The following is a 14,966-nucleotide window of genomic DNA, read 5'->3' as shown; positions in this document are numbered from 1 at the left end:
CGGATCTGTGGCGGGTGGTGGTGCGCCGACGGGCTTCAGGCGAGCCGTTCGATCACCGCCTGCGCGGCCTGCGTGGTGCTCACGGCCTGGCCGGGTGCGGCCAGGTCGGCGGTGAACACCTTTGCGTCCAGCGCGTCCGACACCGCGGCTTCGATCGAAGCCGCCTCGGCTTCCAGACCCAGTGAATAGCGCAGCAGCATCGCCGCGCTGAGGATGGTGGCGTAGGGATTGGCGATGCCCTTGCCGGCGATGTCCGGTGCCGAGCCGTGGATCGGCTCATAGATGCCGACCTTGCCGTCGCCCAGCGAAGCCGAGGCGAGCAGGCCCAGGGAGCCGGCCAGCATCGAGGCTTCGTCGGTGAGGATGTCGCCGAACATGTTCTCGGTGACGATCACGTCGTAGGCGCGTGGCTTGGACAGCAGGTGCATCGCCATCGAATCGACCAGCTGGTGTTCCAGGGTCACGTCCGGGAACTCCTCGCGCATCACCCGGTTGGTGACGTCGCGCCACAGGCGCGAGGTTTCCAGCACGTTGGCCTTGTCCACCGAGGTGAGGTGGCCACGGCGCGTGCGCGCCAGCGCGGCGGCGCTGCGCACCACGCGTTCGATCTCGACCACGGTGTAGCGGCACAGGTCGCTGGCGTCGCTGTCGCTGCGCGTCTTGTCGCCGAAGTAGATGCCGCCGGTCAGCTCGCGCACGACCACGATGTCCACGCCTTCCAGCAGCTCGGACTTGATCGGCGAGGCGCCCAGCGCGGCGCGGTGCGGTCGCACCGGGCGCACGTTGGCGAACAGGCCCAGTCCCTTGCGGATCGCCAGCAGGCCCTGTTCCGGGCGCACATTCGCGTTCGGGTCCGACCACTTCGGTCCGCCTACCGCGCCCAGCAGGACCGCGTCGGCCTTCTGCGCCGCCTCCAGCGTCGCGGCCGGCAACGGCACGCCGTGCCGGTCGATGGCGATGCCGCCGATGTCGTGCTCGTGGAAAGCGAAGCGGTGGCCATGGCGGTGGGCGATGGCTTCGAGCACCGGCAGGGTCGCGGCGACGATCTCGGTCCCGATGCCGTCGCCGGGCAGGACGACGATGTCAGCGTGGATGGGCATGGGTTTCCTGGAGACGGGGAAAGAAGAGTGGCCGCGCGCGCTCAGCGCGAGGTTTCGGACGCCAGCTCGTTGCCGGCGGGCTCGGCCGCTTCCGTGCGCTCGACCGCGTCGGCGCCGTTATGCGGGTAGGGAGTGTCGGACAGGCGGCGCGCAAGCGCGCGGTGCACGGCCGCGTCGAAGGTCAACGTGGCGGCGGGATTGCTTTCGGCGAGCGGCATTGCTTGATTCCTGGCGGCAGGGGTGCAGGCGCATGGCCTGCGGAGTGTGGAGGGGAGGGCGGGAGCCGGGCATTGGACCACCGGCCATGGGTGGCCGGTGCGATGCAGGTCACGGAATGCTCAGGCGGTGGCCAGCTGTTCGGTTCCCGCCGCGACCCGTCGCTGGCGCAGCAGCCGGTTGGCCACGTCCAGCCAGGCCAGCGCGCTGGCTTCGATGATGTCGCGGCTGGTGCCGGTGCCCTCGAACTCGGTCTCGCCGTGGCGCACGCTCAGGCTCGCTTCGCCGCGCGCGTCGGCACCCAGGCCGACGCTGTGCACGCGGTAGCTCTCCAGGGCCAGGCGCACGCCGGTGGCCGCCGACAGCGCGGCGAACAGCGCGTCGACCGGGCCGTCGCCCTCGGCGCTTTCAAGCACGCGACTGCCATCCGGATCGGACAGCTCGACCGTGGCGATCGCGCGCTGGCCACGGTCACTGACCGTCATCGAGGCCAGGCGATAGCCTTCGCCGTCGCCGGTGTCCTGCATGAGCGCCTGGAGGTCGGCGTCGGTGACCACGCGCTGCTGTTCGCACAGCGCCTTGAAGTCGGTGAACACCAGGTCCAGCTCGCCTTCCTCCAGGTAGTAGCCCAGCGCACGCAGGCGCTGCTCGACCGCGGCCCGGCCGCTGTGCCGGCCCAGCACCATCTGCGTATCGGGCCAGCCCACGTCCTGCGGACGCATGATCTCGTAGGTGCCGCGGTGGCGCAGCATGCCGTGCTGGTGGATGCCCGACTCGTGGGCGAACGCATTGCTGCCGACGACCGCCTTGTTGCGCTGCACGTGCATGCCGATCAGGCGCTGCAGCAGCTGCGAGGTCGGGACCAGGCGGCGCGAATCGATGCCGGTATCGACGTTGAAGAACGCGCCGCGCACCTTGAGCGCCATGACGATCTCTTCCAGCGCGCAGTTGCCGGCGCGCTCGCCGATGCCGTTGATCGTGCACTCGACCTGGCGCGCGCCGCCTTCGATCGCGGCCAGCGTGTTGGCCACCGCCAGGCCCAGGTCGTTGTGGCAGTGCGCGCTGAAGATCACGTTGCCGGCGCCGGGCACAGTGCCGATCAGGCGCTGGAACAGGCCACGGATCTCCTCGGGCGTGGTGAAGCCGACCGTGTCGGGCACATTGATGGTCGTGGCACCGGCCGAGATCGCCGCGGCGACGACCTCGTGCAGGAAGTCCTCTTCGGTGCGGGTGCCGTCCTCGGTGGAGAACTCGATATCGTCGATGAACTGGCGGGCGTAGGTGATGCTCTCCACCGCCATGTCCAGCACCTGCTGCCGGCTCATGCGCAGCTTGTGCTCGCGATGCAGCGGGCTGGTGGACAGGAACACGTGCAGGCGCGGCCGCTGTGCGGCTTCCAGTGCGTGCAGCGAGGTGTCGATGTCGGCGCGCAGGCAGCGCGAGAGCACCGCCAGCACCGGTTCGCGCAGCTCGCGGCCGATCAGGGCCATGGCCTCGCGGTCGGACTGCGAGCTGGCCGGGAAACCGGTCTCGATGATGTCGGTGCCCAGTTCGCCCAGGGCGCGGGCCATCACCAGCTTCTGCGGCGGGGTCATGCTGCAGCCGGGCGACTGCTCGCCATCGCGCAGGGTGGTATCGAACACCCGGATGCGGGCCGGGGAGACCTGGGTGGGGGCTTGGGATTGGGGCGCGTTCACCAGGTGAACTCCTCTTCGCTGACGGGCTGCGGCGCGCTGGGCGCCGATGGGGCGGAAATGGTGGGTGAGGGCGACAGGTTAGCGGCTGGTCGGCGTTTTGCCACCGCGACCTTCTTCGCAAGGGCAGGGTCGGCGGGGTCGACGGCCGGCAGCTCGCCGGTGCGCCGGCGCGGCTTGCGCGGCGGGCGTGGCCGCACCTCGGAAAGCAGCGTGGCCAGGGTGGCGGCGTCGATGTTCCCGCCGGAGACCACCGCGCACTTGCGCTTGCCGGCTACGCGGCGGCCGGCGGCCAGGGCCAGGGCGCCGGCGCCCTCGGCGATCAGGTTTTCCTCGAGCGCCAGGCGGACCAGCGTCTCGCGCAGTTCCGCCTCGCGGACGATGACCACGTCGTCGAGCAGGCGCGTGCACAGGCGGCGGGTCAGGAAGCCGGGCACCTTGACCCGCACGCCATCGGCGAGCGAGCGGACCGGGTCGATGAGCCGCGTATCGCCCTTGATCGCGCGGGCCATCGAATCCACGCCCTCGACCTGGGCGCCGACCACGCGCACACCCTGGGCTTTCAGGGCCAGGGCTACGCCGGAGGCCAGGCCACCGCCGCCGATGGGCACGATGACCACGTCCGGCGTGTGCGCGGCGATCTCGATCCCGACCGTGCCCTGGCCTGCGATGACATCGGGATCGTCGAAGGCGGACAGGAAGCGGTAGCCGTTCTGTTCGGCCAGTTCGCGTGCGAACGCGTACGCCTCGTCGTAGCTGTCGCCGTGCTGGCGCACGGTCGCGCCCCAGTGGGCGACACCGGCGATCTTGTTCTCCGGCGCCCCGTGCGGCATCACCGTGATCGCCTGCACGCCCAGCCGGTAGGCGGCCCACGCCAGTCCCTGCGCATGGTTGCCGGCGGAAGCGCAGATCACCGGGCGGCGGTCGCCACGCTCGCGCGCGGCAAGCAGCGCGTTGAGCGCGCCGCGCACCTTGTACGAACCGGTGCGCTGCAGGTTCTCCAGCTTGAGCATCACCCCGAAGCGCTCGGCGTGGTGCATAGGCGTGACCGGCAGGTAGCGGCGCAGCCGCGACTGCGCAGCCAGTACGTCGGCGACGTTGACGTCCACGCCGGCGACATCGCCGACGTCGGGTTCTCCTTCGCTGGCGCGGCCGGTGTCAGGCATCGCTGCCGGTCCGCGCCGGTTCCGTCCCTGGCTGGCGATCGCGAAGAAGAGACCTCCGTACGAGGTCCGCCGCTGGAGCGGCGGCGCCGCTGCGCGCGCTGGCCATGCGCGCGCTCATCGCACCGTTTCCAGCGGAGCGGCCTCGACCGGGCTGATCTCGACCGACTCGCAGTCGTAGACCTTCTGCAGCTGGCGCTTCAGCGTCTCGGCCGGACGACCGCCATCGACTTCCAGCTGCAGGCGCCAGCGCCCGTCCGCGCCTTCGTGGCCGCCGGCGATGGAGCGCGGCGCGAACCCGCGGCGCTCGGTCATCCCGATCACGCGGACCAGCGCGCCCTCCACGGGCTTCAGCACCAGGTCAAGCCGGTAACGCATGCGCGGACTCCGCCTTCTGTTCGTTCGGATTGGATTCCAGCATCGTGCTGTTGGCCGTGTTCGGTGGCACCAGCGGCCATACGTTCGCGCGGGCATCGATCGCCACGTGCAGCAGGCCCGGGCCCGGTGAAGCCAGCAAGGCGGCCAGTGCGTTCTCGACGTCGGCGCGCTTCTCGATGCGCGTGGCGGGAATCCCGCACACCCGCGCCAGCGCGGCGAAGTCCGGGTTGTCGGACAGGTCGATCTCGCTGTAGCGCTTGTCGAAGAACAGCTCCTGCCACTGCCGGACCATGCCCAGCGAACTGTTGTCGAGCAAAATCATCTTCACCGGCAGCTTGCAGCGGGCCACGGTGACCAGCTCCTGCACGTTCATCATGAAGCTGCCGTCGCCGGAGACCAGCACCACCGGCCGGTCCGGGCAGGCGAACTGCGCGCCCATCGCCGCCGGCAGGCCGAAGCCCATTGTGCCCAGCGCGCCGGAGGTCAGGTGGTTGCGTGGATGGCTGAAGCGGCAGTGCTGCGCGACCCACATCTGGTGCTGGCCGACATCGCAGGCGATGACTGCGTCGGGCACCAGCTCACTCAGGCGCTTGAGCAGGGCCGGAGCGTAGATGTCCTGGCCGGGAGCGTCGTAGCGCGCGGCGTGCTTCTCGCGGTTCTTGGCGCAGCGCTGGCGCCAGCCGTCGCAACTGCTGCGTGCGGCAGTCAGCGTGCGCAGGCCGGAAGGCACATCGCCCGGCAGCGATATGTCGGCGGTGCGCAGCTTGGAAATCTCGTAGGCGTCGGCATCCAGATGGATGACGCGGGCGAACGGCGCGAACTCGGCCAGCTTGCCGGTGGCGCGATCGTCGAAGCGGGCCCCGACCACGACCAGCAGGTCCGACTCCTGCACCGCGATATTCGCCGCGCGCGTGCCGTGCATGCCCAGCATGCCCAGGAACTGGGGATGGTTGCCGGGCAGGGCGCCCAGGCCGCGCAGGGTCAGCACGGTAGGGATGCGGGTGGCCTCGACGAATCTGCGGAAATCCTCGACCGCATCGGCGATGCCGATGCCGCCGCCACCATAGATCACCGGCTTCTCGGCGCCGGCAATGGCGGCGATGGCTTCGGCCAGCGCGTCGTCGGCCGGTGCCGGCTCGGGCTCGACCTCGGCCGGCACGTGTGCGGGCAGGTGCGCGGCCGGACCGATCTGCACGTCCTTGGGCAGGTCGATCAGCACCGGGCCCGGGCGCCCTTCGCGCGCCAGACGGAAGGCTTCAGACAACACGTGCGGCAGGTCGTCGACCTTCCGCACCAGGAAGCTGTGCTTGACGATCGGCAGGGTCATGCCGAACACATCCAGTTCCTGGAATGCGTCGGTGCCCAGCAAGGGCGTGGCGACCTGGCCGGTGATGCAGACCATCGGCACCGAATCCAGCAGGCCATCGGCGATGCCGGTCACGAGGTTGGAAGCGCCCGGCCCGGAGGTGGCCACGCACACGCCGACCTTGCCGCTGGCGCGGGCGTACCCGTTGGCGGCCAGCGCCGCGCCCTGCTCATGGCGGACCAGGACGTGGCGCAGTCCCGAGTCCACCAGTGCATCGTAGAACGGCATGATCGCGCCGCCCGGATAGCCGAAGATCGTATCCACCCCCTCGGCTTCCAGCGCGTGCGCGACCCAGGCCGCGCCATTGCGCAGCCCGGCCGCCGCTGTGGGGGAGGTCGCGTTCATGCGGCGGCGGTCCTCTTCGCGTTCGCGTCGTCGGTGTCCGGCTGCGCGGCATTGGCCTGCAGCCAGACCATCTTCGCGCGCAGTTCCTTGCCGACCTTCTCGATCGGGTGGTCCTTGTCGGCCTGCTGGAACTTCCTGTAGTTCGGCAGCCCGGCGTCGTACTCGGCCTGCCAGTTGCGGGTGAAGGTGCCGTTCTGGATGTCGGTCAGCACGTCCTTCATGCGCGCCTTGACCGACGCATCGATGACGCGCGGGCCGCTTACGAAGTCGCCGTACTGCGCGGTCTCGGAGATGAACTCGAGCATGCGGGTGATGCCGCCTTCGTAGAACAGGTCCACGATCAGCTTCAGTTCGTGCAGGACTTCGTAGTAGGCGATCTCCGGCTGGTAGCCGGCCTCGACCAGGGTCTCGAAGCCGGCCTGCACCAGCGAGGAGGCGCCGCCGCACAGCACGGCCTGCTCGCCGAACAGGTCGGTTTCGGTTTCTTCCTTGAACGTGGTGCTGATGATGTTGGCGCGCGCGCCGCCCAGGCCGCCGGCGTACGCCAGGGCGAATTCCTCGGCCTTGCCCGACTTGTCCTGGTGGACCGCATAGATGCACGGCACGCCGCGGCCGATCTCGTATTCGCGGCGGACCAGCGCGCCGGGGCCCTTCGGTGCGACCAGCACCACGTCCAGGTCCTCGCGCGGACTGATCATGCCGAAATGCACGTTGAGGCCATGCGCGAACAGGAGCACGGAGCCGGGCTTCATGTTCGCGGCCAGGACGTCGTCGTACAGCTTCTTCTGGACCATGTCCGGGGTCAGCACCGCAACCAGGTCGGCATCCTTCACCGCATCGGCAGGTGCCTTGACCACGAAGCCGTCGGCCTGCGCCTTGGCTTCGGTCGGACCACCCGGACGCAGGCCGACGGTCACGTCGAAGCCGGAATCGCGCAGGTTCAGCGCGTGCGCGCGGCCCTGGCTGCCGTAGCCGACGATCGCGATCTTGGGGGAAATGCTGCTGGTCATGGCGTGGTCCTGTGCGGGTCGTGTTGATGTGGGTTGGAGCGAAGGGGGTGGAATGTGCCGTAAACGATTTGTTTCTGCTGATAATTTCTGGCCAGGGTGACGGCCAACAAAAAACCCCGCGCCTTTCGGTGCGGGGTTTTGCGAATCTGGCGTGGTGTTTCTGGTTACGCGCCGGTTCGTCCCGCACCTGGTGGCGAGGTAATAAGGACGAGTACGACAAGCGACGCGGCGCCGATGGGCGCGCTGCGGTGGGTCGTCATGGGCGTGTGGCAATGCAACATGGGGACGAGGAAAGCACGCGCCTTTTGGCTTGTCAAGCATCACGGTCGCGTGCACTAATGTTGCAACTGCAACCGTGGACACGGCGCACGCACGCCGCAAAATCACAGCACAATCCGTGCCGACACCGCGCCCGCAGGAAGCCTGCAGGAACCGGGTGTGAGGCTCCATTCCCACCACACGCGCCAGCGTCCGCCAGCGTTCCCGACCAATGCCCGATTACCGCTCCAGGACTTCAACCCACGGCCGCAACATGGCCGGTGCCCGCGCGCTGTGGCGCGCTACGGGCATGCAGGATGACGACTTCCAGAAGCCGATCATCGCCATCGCCAACTCCTTCACCCAGTTCGTGCCGGGGCATGTCCACCTGAAGGACCTGGGCCAGCTGGTGGCGCGCGAGATCGAGCGCGTCGGCGGCGTGGCCAAGGAGTTCGACACGATCGCGGTCGACGACGGCATCGCGATGGGCCACGACGGCATGCTGTATTCGCTGCCCAGCCGCGAACTCATCGCCGATGCGGTCGAGTACATGGTCAATGCCCATTGCGCCGATGCGCTGGTATGCATCTCCAACTGCGACAAGATCACCCCGGGCATGCTGATGGCCGCGTTGCGGCTCAACATCCCGACCGTGTTCGTGTCCGGTGGGCCGATGGAGGCGGGCAAGACGCGACTGGCGGATGGAACGACGTCAGGTGACAAGCTCGACCTGATCGACGCGATGGTGATGGCGGCCGATCCGAACGCCTCGGACGAACAGGTCGCAGTGGTCGAACGCAGCGCGTGCCCAACCTGCGGTTCGTGCTCGGGCATGTTCACCGCCAACTCGATGAACTGCCTGACCGAGGCGCTGGGGTTGTCGCTGCCGGGCAACGGCACCGTGCTGGCCACGCATGCCGATCGCGAGGCGCTGTTCAAGAAGGCCGGTGTCACCGCGGTGGAGCTGTGCCATCGCTGGTATGGCGCGGAGGATGCGAGCGCGCTGCCGCGCGGGATCGCGACGTTCGAGGCATTCGAAAATGCGATGACCCTGGACATCGCGATGGGCGGTTCCACCAACACGATCCTGCACCTGCTGGCGGCCGCGCAGGAGGGCGAGGTGCCATTCGGCATGCGCGACATCGATCGCCTGTCCAAGCGCGTGCCGCAGTTGTGCAAGGTGGCACCGAACACCCAGAAGTACCACATCGAGGACGTGCATCGCGCCGGTGGAATCATGGCGATCCTCGGCGAACTGGCGCGTGGCGGCCTGCTGCACACCCGCGTGCCCACCGTGCACGCCCCGACCCTGGGTGAGGCGATCGCGAAGTGGGACGTGGCCACCACGCAGGACGCGGGGGTGCACACGTTCTACAAGGCCGGTCCGGCCGGCATCCCGACCCAGGTCGCCTTCAGCCAGGCCACGCGCTGGCCATCGCTGGATATCGACCGCGCCGAAGGCTGCATCCGCGACATGGAGCATGCCTTCTCCCGCGAAGGCGGCCTTGCGGTCCTGCACGGCAACATCGCCGTGGATGGCTGCGTGGTGAAGACCGCCGGCGTAGACGAATCGATCCACGTCTTCGAGGGCAATGCGCGCGTCTACGAAAGCCAGGACGCGGCCGTCGCCGGCATCCTCGGCGACGAGGTGCAGGCGGGCGACGTGGTGGTGATCCGCTACGAAGGTCCCAAGGGCGGCCCGGGCATGCAGGAAATGCTGTACCCGACCAGCTACCTGAAGTCGAAAGGCCTGGGCAAGCAGTGCGCGCTGCTCACCGATGGCCGCTTTTCCGGCGGTACTTCGGGCCTTTCGATCGGGCATGCCTCGCCCGAGGCGGCGGCCGGTGGGGCGATCGGCCTGGTCCGCGATGGCGACCGCATCCGCATCGATATTCCGGGCAGGACCATCGACCTGCTGCTGTCCAGCGACGAGCTCGACGCGCGGCGCGCCGAACAGGACGCGCGGGGCTGGAAGCCTGCGCTGCCGCGTCCGCGCAAGGTCAGTACCGCGCTGAAGGCCTATGCCCTGCTGGCGACCAGTGCCGACAAGGGCGCGGTCCGCGACAAGGCGCTGCTCGAAGGCATCTGATGACCATGGACTTCCGACGCGGCCTCTTGCTCATCGCGACGCTGCTGCTGCTCGCGCCGCTACCGTCATCGGCCAATGGGCCCGCGGCCTGGGTGGTCGCCACGTACGCCTATCCACAACGCGACCGCGCCGCGGCGATCCAGCCATTGGCCGACTATCTCGGCAGCCGGGGCGGGCATCCGGTGCGCGTGGTCGTACTGCCCTCACCGACGGCGCTGGTCGAGGCCTTGCACGCGGGAAGGGTCGACGTAGCCGTGCCGAACCTGCACGCCTACCTGCAGGCGCGCCCCGGTGCGGGCGATGTCGTCGCGCTGCCGGTGCCGGACGTTCCCGCCGCGCAGGCCGACCGCTACCGCGCGGTGCTCGTCGCACGTGCCGGTATCGATTCGGTCGCGGCGCTGCAGCGGCAGGCCGGCGAACTACGCTTGGTGCTGGTCGGGCGGGATTCCGCCTCCGGCGGGTTCGTGCCGACCACCGGGCTGCGCGAGATGGGCCTGGATCCACGGGCCGGGTTCGCATCCCTGGCGTATGCGGGCTCGCACGCGGCGGCCTTGCAGTCGCTGGTCGAAGGCCGGGCCGATGTCGTCGCCCTGGCCGCGGACGTGTACGACGCCGCGCAGCCCGATGGGGTGCATGAGTTGTGGCGTTCCGCACCGATTCCGCCCGGGCCGCTCCTGTGCCGTAACGCCGACACGGTGCCCTGCGATGCCATCGCCGGCTGGTTGCTGGAGGCGCACGCACGGGACCCGTTGGTCATGGCGGCCCTGCGCGCGGGGTGGCCCGAGTTCGGCGATGCGCAGTCGTTCACTGCGCCGCCATCGATTTCCCTGGCATTGCCCGACCGCGAATGACCCATGGGTCCATCGGCGCGCGCCCGATCCAGCGGCCGCACGGGGGAAAGTTGGCGTAATCTGGCGCCGACTCGGGGACGGGGAACGGCCGATGGCGCACCGCGAAGCGAGGACCTGGCTGGCAGCGGGGATGGCCGGCGGGCTGGTCGCCCTGCTGGCCGGATGCGCGAGCCTCGGCGCGGCGCGGGTCGGGATCGACCGCACCGACTACACCGAGCGCCTGCGCCAGAGCGAGAAGGAGCAGCTGCTGACCAACATCGTCGCGCTGCGCCATGGCGATGCGCCGATGTTCCTGGGCGTCACATCGGTCATCAGCCAGTACACGCGCGAAAGCACCGGTGAACTGCACGCGGCGATCACACCGGCGATCGACAGCGACGCTGGCGCGATCGGCGGCGCAGTGATGCTGCGCGAAACCCCGACGGTGACCTACACGCCGGTGACCGGCGACCGTTTCTCCCGCCACCTGCTGGCGCCCCTGCCGCCGGCGGCGGTGCTGGCGATGATGGAGGCCGGCTGGGCCTCGGACCTGCTGTTTCCACTGGCGGTACGCTCGATCAACGGCGTCGGCAACATCAGTCGCGCACCGTTGTTCGAGCAGAAGGCCGACGAGGATTTCATGGAGGTGGTCGCCGCCTTGCGGCGCCTTCAGCGCAGCCAGGGCCTGGCGGTACGCGTGCGGCAGAAGGAAGAGACGTTCTCGGCGCTGGCGCGGGTGCGTCCGGCGTTGAGCGCGCAAGAGGAGGCCGACCTGCAGTACCTGTCGGAGCGGCTGGGCATCCAGCGCGGGGTGGGCGAACTGCGCGTGGTGTTCGCCACCTATCCGCACGACCCGGGCGAACTGGCGATCGCGACGCGCTCGATGTTCGAGATCCTGATGGAGCTGTCGCAAGGCGTGGAGATGGAAGGCACGCCGCCTTCGGCCGAGCCATACCTGGTGCGCATCCACAGCGGGACCGCGGCCCCGGTCGAAGCCCACGTGGCGACGCAGTTCCGTGGCCGCTGGTACTGGATCGACGGACGCGACGAAGGTTCCAAGCAGATGTTCCTGATCACCCAGATCATGCTGTCGATCGCCGATACCGGTGGCGGCAGTGGCTCGCCGCTGGTGACCATCCCGGCCGGTTGAGCGGACTGTCGACCCGGTCCGGCGCGGGCAGGCGGCGATCGGCTATCTTTCCGGGATTCCGTTCGCTACGTCCCGGTGCAACGCCATGTCCCTGTTCCATCGCTCCCTGTTCTGCGCCGTGCTGCTGGTGCCAGCGATCGCCTGTGCCGCCGACCGCGTCACCGGCGAACTGTTCGCCACCCGTTCCGAAGTGATCGCGCCGCACGCGATGGCGGCCACCTCCCATCCGCTGGCGACCCAGGTCGCCCTGGACACGATGAAGCAGGGCGGGTCGGCGATGGACGCGGCGATCGCCGCCAACGCGGCGCTCGGGTTGATGGAGCCGACCGGCAACGGGATCGGTGGCGACCTGTTCGCCATCGTGTGGGATCCGAAGACGAAGAAGCTGTACGGCTACAACGGCTCGGGGCGCTCGCCGAAGTCGCTGACCCTGGCCGAGTTCCAGCGCCGCGGCCTCAAGGACATCCCGCCGACCGGGCCGCTGCCGGTGTCGGTGCCCGGAACGGTCGACGGCTGGTTCGCGCTGCACGACCGCTTCGGTCGCCTGCCGATGGCCGACAACCTGGCGCCGGCGATCCGCTACGCGCGCGAAGGCCATCCGGTGCACGAGGTGATCGCGTACTACTGGGACCGTTCGGTGCCGCGGCTGTCGCAGTACCCGGGTTTCAAGGAGCAGTTCACGATCGACGGGCGCGCGCCCCGCAAGGGCGAGATGTGGAAGAACCCGAACCTGGCCGACACCCTGCAGAAGATCGCCGACGGCGGTCGCGACGCGTTCTACAAGGGCGACATCGCACGCACCATCGATGCCTACTTCCGGGCCAATGACGGCTTCCTGTCCTACGACGACTTGGCCACGCACCAGGGCGAATGGGTCCAACCGGTTTCGACCAACTACCGCGGCGTCGACGTCTGGGAGCTGCCACCCAACAGCCAGGGCATCGCCGCGCTGCAGATGCTCAACATCCTCGAAGGCTACGACTTCTCGAAGATCGCCTTCGGCTCGCCCGAGCACGTGCACCTGTTCGTCGAAGCCAAGAAGCTGGCCTTCGCCGACCGCGCGCGCTTCTACGCCGATCCGGCCTTCAACCCGGCACCGGTCGACCGCCTGGTATCCAAGGACTACGCCGCGCGGCGGCGCGCGCTGGTTTCCCCCGACAAGGCGCTGCGCGAAGTGCAGCCGGGCACGCCCAAGCAACTGGAGGAGGGCGACACCATCTACCTCACCACCGCCGATGCCGACGGCATGATGGTTTCGCTGATCCAGTCCAATTACCGCGGCATGGGCAGCGGCATGGCGCCGCCGGGACTGGGTTTCATCCTGCAGGATCGTGGCGAGATGTTCGTCCTGCCGGCATCCGATGAACAGCGGGGCCACCCGAACGCGTATGCGCCCGGCAAGCGCCCGTTCCAGACCATCATCCCGGCCTTCATCACCAAGGGTGGCAAGCCCTGGGTCAGTTTCGGGGTGATGGGCGGCGCGATGCAGCCGCAGGGCCACGTGCAGATCGTGATGAACCTGGTCGACTTCGGCATGAACCTGCAGGAAGCGGGCGATGCGCCGCGCATCCAGCACGAGGGTTCGACCGAGCCGACCGGGCAGTCCACCGCGATGAGCGACGGTGGCGAAGTGAACCTGGAAACCGGCTTCCCGTACGAGACCATCCGCGCGCTGATGCGCAAGGGCCATCGCGTCATCTTCGCCGACGGTCCCTACGGTGGTTACCAGGCGATCCAGCGCGATCCGGGCAACGGCGTGTACTTCGGCGCCTCCGAGAGCCGCAAGGATGGGCACGCCGCCGGCTACTGAGTATTGGCACGGCGCATGCCAGGAATAGCTGATATGCGCCATTCGCATGTGTTTTGCGGGTGCATTGGCAGCGTGTAAGGTGCGCGGCATCCGTGTGCGATCACGGGCTGACGGCTAGGGGTTCTTCCATGCACGTGTCCATGTGGGCGAACGGCTTCGGCCGCATCGCGATGTTGGGTGTCCTGTCGCTGTCCGGCCTGCTGGCAGCCTGCTCCGGGAAATCCGGCCCCGAAGGTGCCGGTAGCGCGCAGGCCGGTGTCGCCCCTGCCGCCGCCAGCCCGACGGCGCCGACGCAGCAGTCCGGTTTCGTCAGTGTCCAGGGCACGCACTTCGTGCTCGACGGAAAACCCTATCGCTTCGCCGGCGCGAACTTCTGGTACGGCGCCTACCTGGGCGCGCCCGATGGCGTCGGCGACCGCGAGCGCCTGCGTGCGGAACTGGACCAGCTCAAGGCCGCCGGCATCGACAACCTGCGCGTGCTGGCGATGTCGGAAGCCAGTGGTTTCAAGCGCGGCGTGCGGCCGGCGATCATGGGCGAGCCGGGCGTGTACGACGAGCAGCTGCTGCTGGGCCTGGACTACCTGCTGGCGGAGATGGCCAAGCGCGACATGAAGGCCGTGCTCTACCTCAACAATTTCTGGCAGTGGTCCGGCGGCATGTCCCAGTACGTGGCCTGGGCCACCGGCGGATCGGTGTCGGAGCACGACCCGGACCTGACCGGCGACTGGAACGGGTTCATGCAGAACTCGGCGCGCTTCTATGCGATCCCCGAGGCGCAGGCCTGGTATCGCGATGCGATCCGCACGGTTATCGGTCGCACCAACAGCATCAACGGCATGGCCTACGTCGACGATCCGACGGTGATGTCCTGGCAGCTGGCCAACGAGCCGCGCCCGGGCAGCGACGCCGACGGGAAAGCCAATGCCGACGTCTACGTGCGCTGGATCGACGAGACCGCCGGCTTCATCCGCGGCCTGGCGCCCAGGCAACTGGTCAGCACCGGCAGCGAAGGCGAGAAGGGTTCGGCGGGCGACATGGACCTGTTCGTGCGCGCACACACCACGACCAATGTCGATTACCTGACCTTCCACCTGTGGCCGTCGAACTGGAGCTGGATCGACCACAAGGATCCGGCTGCGCGGCTGGAGTCCGGGCTGGCGACGTCGCTGGACTACATCGACCGCCACATCGAGGTGGCGGGCAAGCTGGGCAAGCCGATCGTCCTTTCCGAGTTCGGCCTAAACCGCGACCAGGGGTCCTACGACCCGGCGTCGGGCACGCAGGCACGCGACCGCTTCTACCAGGCGATCTACGACCGCGTGCTGCAACGGATGCAGGCGGGCGATGCCATCGCCGGATCCAACTTCTGGGCCTGGGGTGGCCGTGGCCGCACCCGCAACGCCGACTGGATGTGGGCGCCCGGCGATCCGTTCACCGGCGATCCGCCGCAGGAGGCGCAGGGCCTGTTCTCGCTGTTCGACAGCGATGCTTCGACGCTGGGAATCGTGTCCGGCCATGCCCGGGCGGTGCACGCGCTGCCGCGCTGAACCCGCCCGG

At 68.9% G+C, this 14,966-nt stretch carries 12 protein-coding genes; 5 read left to right on the top strand and 7 right to left on the bottom strand.

Annotation, left to right across the window (positions count from 1 at the left end):
• Positions 1-35 precede the first annotated feature (35 nt).
• The 7 genes from leuB to ilvC all read right to left on the bottom strand — a co-directional run bounded on the left by leuB (position 36) and on the right by ilvC (position 7,272).
• Positions 36-1,094 (bottom strand): 3-isopropylmalate dehydrogenase, encoded by a 1,059-nt coding sequence (gene leuB / locus MNQ95_RS03910; RefSeq protein WP_241954350.1) that lies wholly within the window; start codon positions 1,092-1,094, stop codon positions 36-38.
• Between the two features lie 47 nt (positions 1,095-1,141).
• Positions 1,142-1,318 (bottom strand): hypothetical protein, encoded by a 177-nt coding sequence (locus tag MNQ95_RS03905; RefSeq protein ID WP_162409770.1) that lies wholly within the window; start codon positions 1,316-1,318, stop codon positions 1,142-1,144.
• Positions 1,319-1,438: 120 nt separating this feature from the next.
• The gene (locus MNQ95_RS03900) at positions 1,439-3,013 is read right to left on the bottom strand and encodes a 2-isopropylmalate synthase (RefSeq protein WP_241953869.1); all 1,575 of its coding nucleotides are present in this window, start codon (positions 3,011-3,013) and stop codon (positions 1,439-1,441) included.
• Complete coding sequence (locus tag MNQ95_RS03895) at positions 3,010-4,176, bottom strand: threonine dehydratase (RefSeq protein WP_241953868.1); 1,167 nt, start codon at positions 4,174-4,176, stop codon at positions 3,010-3,012. Before MNQ95_RS03895 ends, MNQ95_RS03900 begins: the two co-directional genes overlap by 4 nt.
• A gap of 114 nt (positions 4,177-4,290) precedes the next feature.
• The gene (locus MNQ95_RS03890; RefSeq protein WP_241953867.1) at positions 4,291-4,551 is read right to left on the bottom strand and encodes an ACT domain-containing protein; all 261 of its coding nucleotides are present in this window, start codon (positions 4,549-4,551) and stop codon (positions 4,291-4,293) included.
• Entirely contained in the window at positions 4,535-6,262 is a 1,728-nt protein-coding gene (ilvG, locus tag MNQ95_RS03885; protein WP_241953866.1) for an acetolactate synthase 2 catalytic subunit, read from the bottom strand. The genes MNQ95_RS03890 and ilvG overlap by 17 nt, the downstream gene beginning before the upstream one ends.
• Positions 6,259-7,272 (bottom strand): ketol-acid reductoisomerase, encoded by a 1,014-nt coding sequence (ilvC, locus tag MNQ95_RS03880; RefSeq protein ID WP_162409761.1) that lies wholly within the window; start codon positions 7,270-7,272, stop codon positions 6,259-6,261. Before ilvC ends, ilvG begins: the two co-directional genes overlap by 4 nt.
• Before the next feature lie 490 nt (positions 7,273-7,762).
• Here ilvC and ilvD point away from each other — a divergent pair, with 490 nt between their 5' ends.
• The 5 genes from ilvD (at position 7,763) to MNQ95_RS03855 (ending at position 14,956) form a co-directional block, all read left to right on the top strand.
• Positions 7,763-9,619 (top strand): dihydroxy-acid dehydratase, encoded by a 1,857-nt coding sequence (gene ilvD, locus MNQ95_RS03875; protein WP_241953865.1) that lies wholly within the window; start codon positions 7,763-7,765, stop codon positions 9,617-9,619.
• A 5-nt stretch (positions 9,620-9,624) separates the two neighbouring features.
• The gene (locus MNQ95_RS03870; protein WP_241953864.1) at positions 9,625-10,470 is read left to right on the top strand and encodes a phosphate/phosphite/phosphonate ABC transporter substrate-binding protein; all 846 of its coding nucleotides are present in this window, start codon (positions 9,625-9,627) and stop codon (positions 10,468-10,470) included.
• A gap of 91 nt (positions 10,471-10,561) precedes the next feature.
• On the top strand, positions 10,562-11,599 hold the full coding sequence (locus tag MNQ95_RS03865; protein WP_241953863.1) for a hypothetical protein: 1,038 nt from the start codon (positions 10,562-10,564) through the stop codon (positions 11,597-11,599).
• 85 nt (positions 11,600-11,684) lie between these two features.
• Entirely contained in the window at positions 11,685-13,409 is a 1,725-nt protein-coding gene (gene ggt / locus MNQ95_RS03860; protein ID WP_241953862.1) for a gamma-glutamyltransferase, read from the top strand.
• A 128-nt stretch (positions 13,410-13,537) separates the two neighbouring features.
• Entirely contained in the window at positions 13,538-14,956 is a 1,419-nt protein-coding gene (locus MNQ95_RS03855; RefSeq protein ID WP_241953861.1) for a glycoside hydrolase 5 family protein, read from the top strand.
• The last annotated feature ends 10 nt before the right edge of the window (positions 14,957-14,966 follow it).

Origin of the sequence: Pseudoxanthomonas daejeonensis (assembly GCF_022637495.1) — a bacterium.
GTDB lineage: Bacteria > Pseudomonadota > Gammaproteobacteria > Xanthomonadales > Xanthomonadaceae > Pseudoxanthomonas > Pseudoxanthomonas daejeonensis.
Note: the sequence above shows the minus strand (reverse complement) of the source record. Positions and strands in the feature narration are given on the sequence as shown.

Excerpts from the sequence above, each read along its gene's own strand:
- ilvD (WP_241953865.1), top strand. The coding sequence starts at position 7,763 with ATGCCCGATTACCGCTCCAGGACTTCAACCCACGGCCGCAACATGGCC.
- MNQ95_RS03905 (WP_162409770.1), bottom strand. The coding sequence starts at position 1,318 with ATGCCGCTCGCCGAAAGCAATCCCGCCGCCACGTTGACCTTCGACGCG.
- ilvC (WP_162409761.1), bottom strand. The coding sequence starts at position 7,272 with ATGACCAGCAGCATTTCCCCCAAGATCGCGATCGTCGGCTACGGCAGC.
- ggt (WP_241953862.1), top strand. The coding sequence starts at position 11,685 with ATGTCCCTGTTCCATCGCTCCCTGTTCTGCGCCGTGCTGCTGGTGCCA.
- MNQ95_RS03890 (WP_241953867.1), bottom strand. The coding sequence starts at position 4,551 with ATGCGTTACCGGCTTGACCTGGTGCTGAAGCCCGTGGAGGGCGCGCTG.
- MNQ95_RS03895 (WP_241953868.1), bottom strand. The coding sequence starts at position 4,176 with ATGCCTGACACCGGCCGCGCCAGCGAAGGAGAACCCGACGTCGGCGAT.
- ilvG (WP_241953866.1), bottom strand. The coding sequence starts at position 6,262 with ATGAACGCGACCTCCCCCACAGCGGCGGCCGGGCTGCGCAATGGCGCG.
- MNQ95_RS03870 (WP_241953864.1), top strand. The coding sequence starts at position 9,625 with ATGGACTTCCGACGCGGCCTCTTGCTCATCGCGACGCTGCTGCTGCTC.
- MNQ95_RS03865 (WP_241953863.1), top strand. The coding sequence starts at position 10,562 with ATGGCGCACCGCGAAGCGAGGACCTGGCTGGCAGCGGGGATGGCCGGC.
- MNQ95_RS03855 (WP_241953861.1), top strand. The coding sequence starts at position 13,538 with ATGCACGTGTCCATGTGGGCGAACGGCTTCGGCCGCATCGCGATGTTG.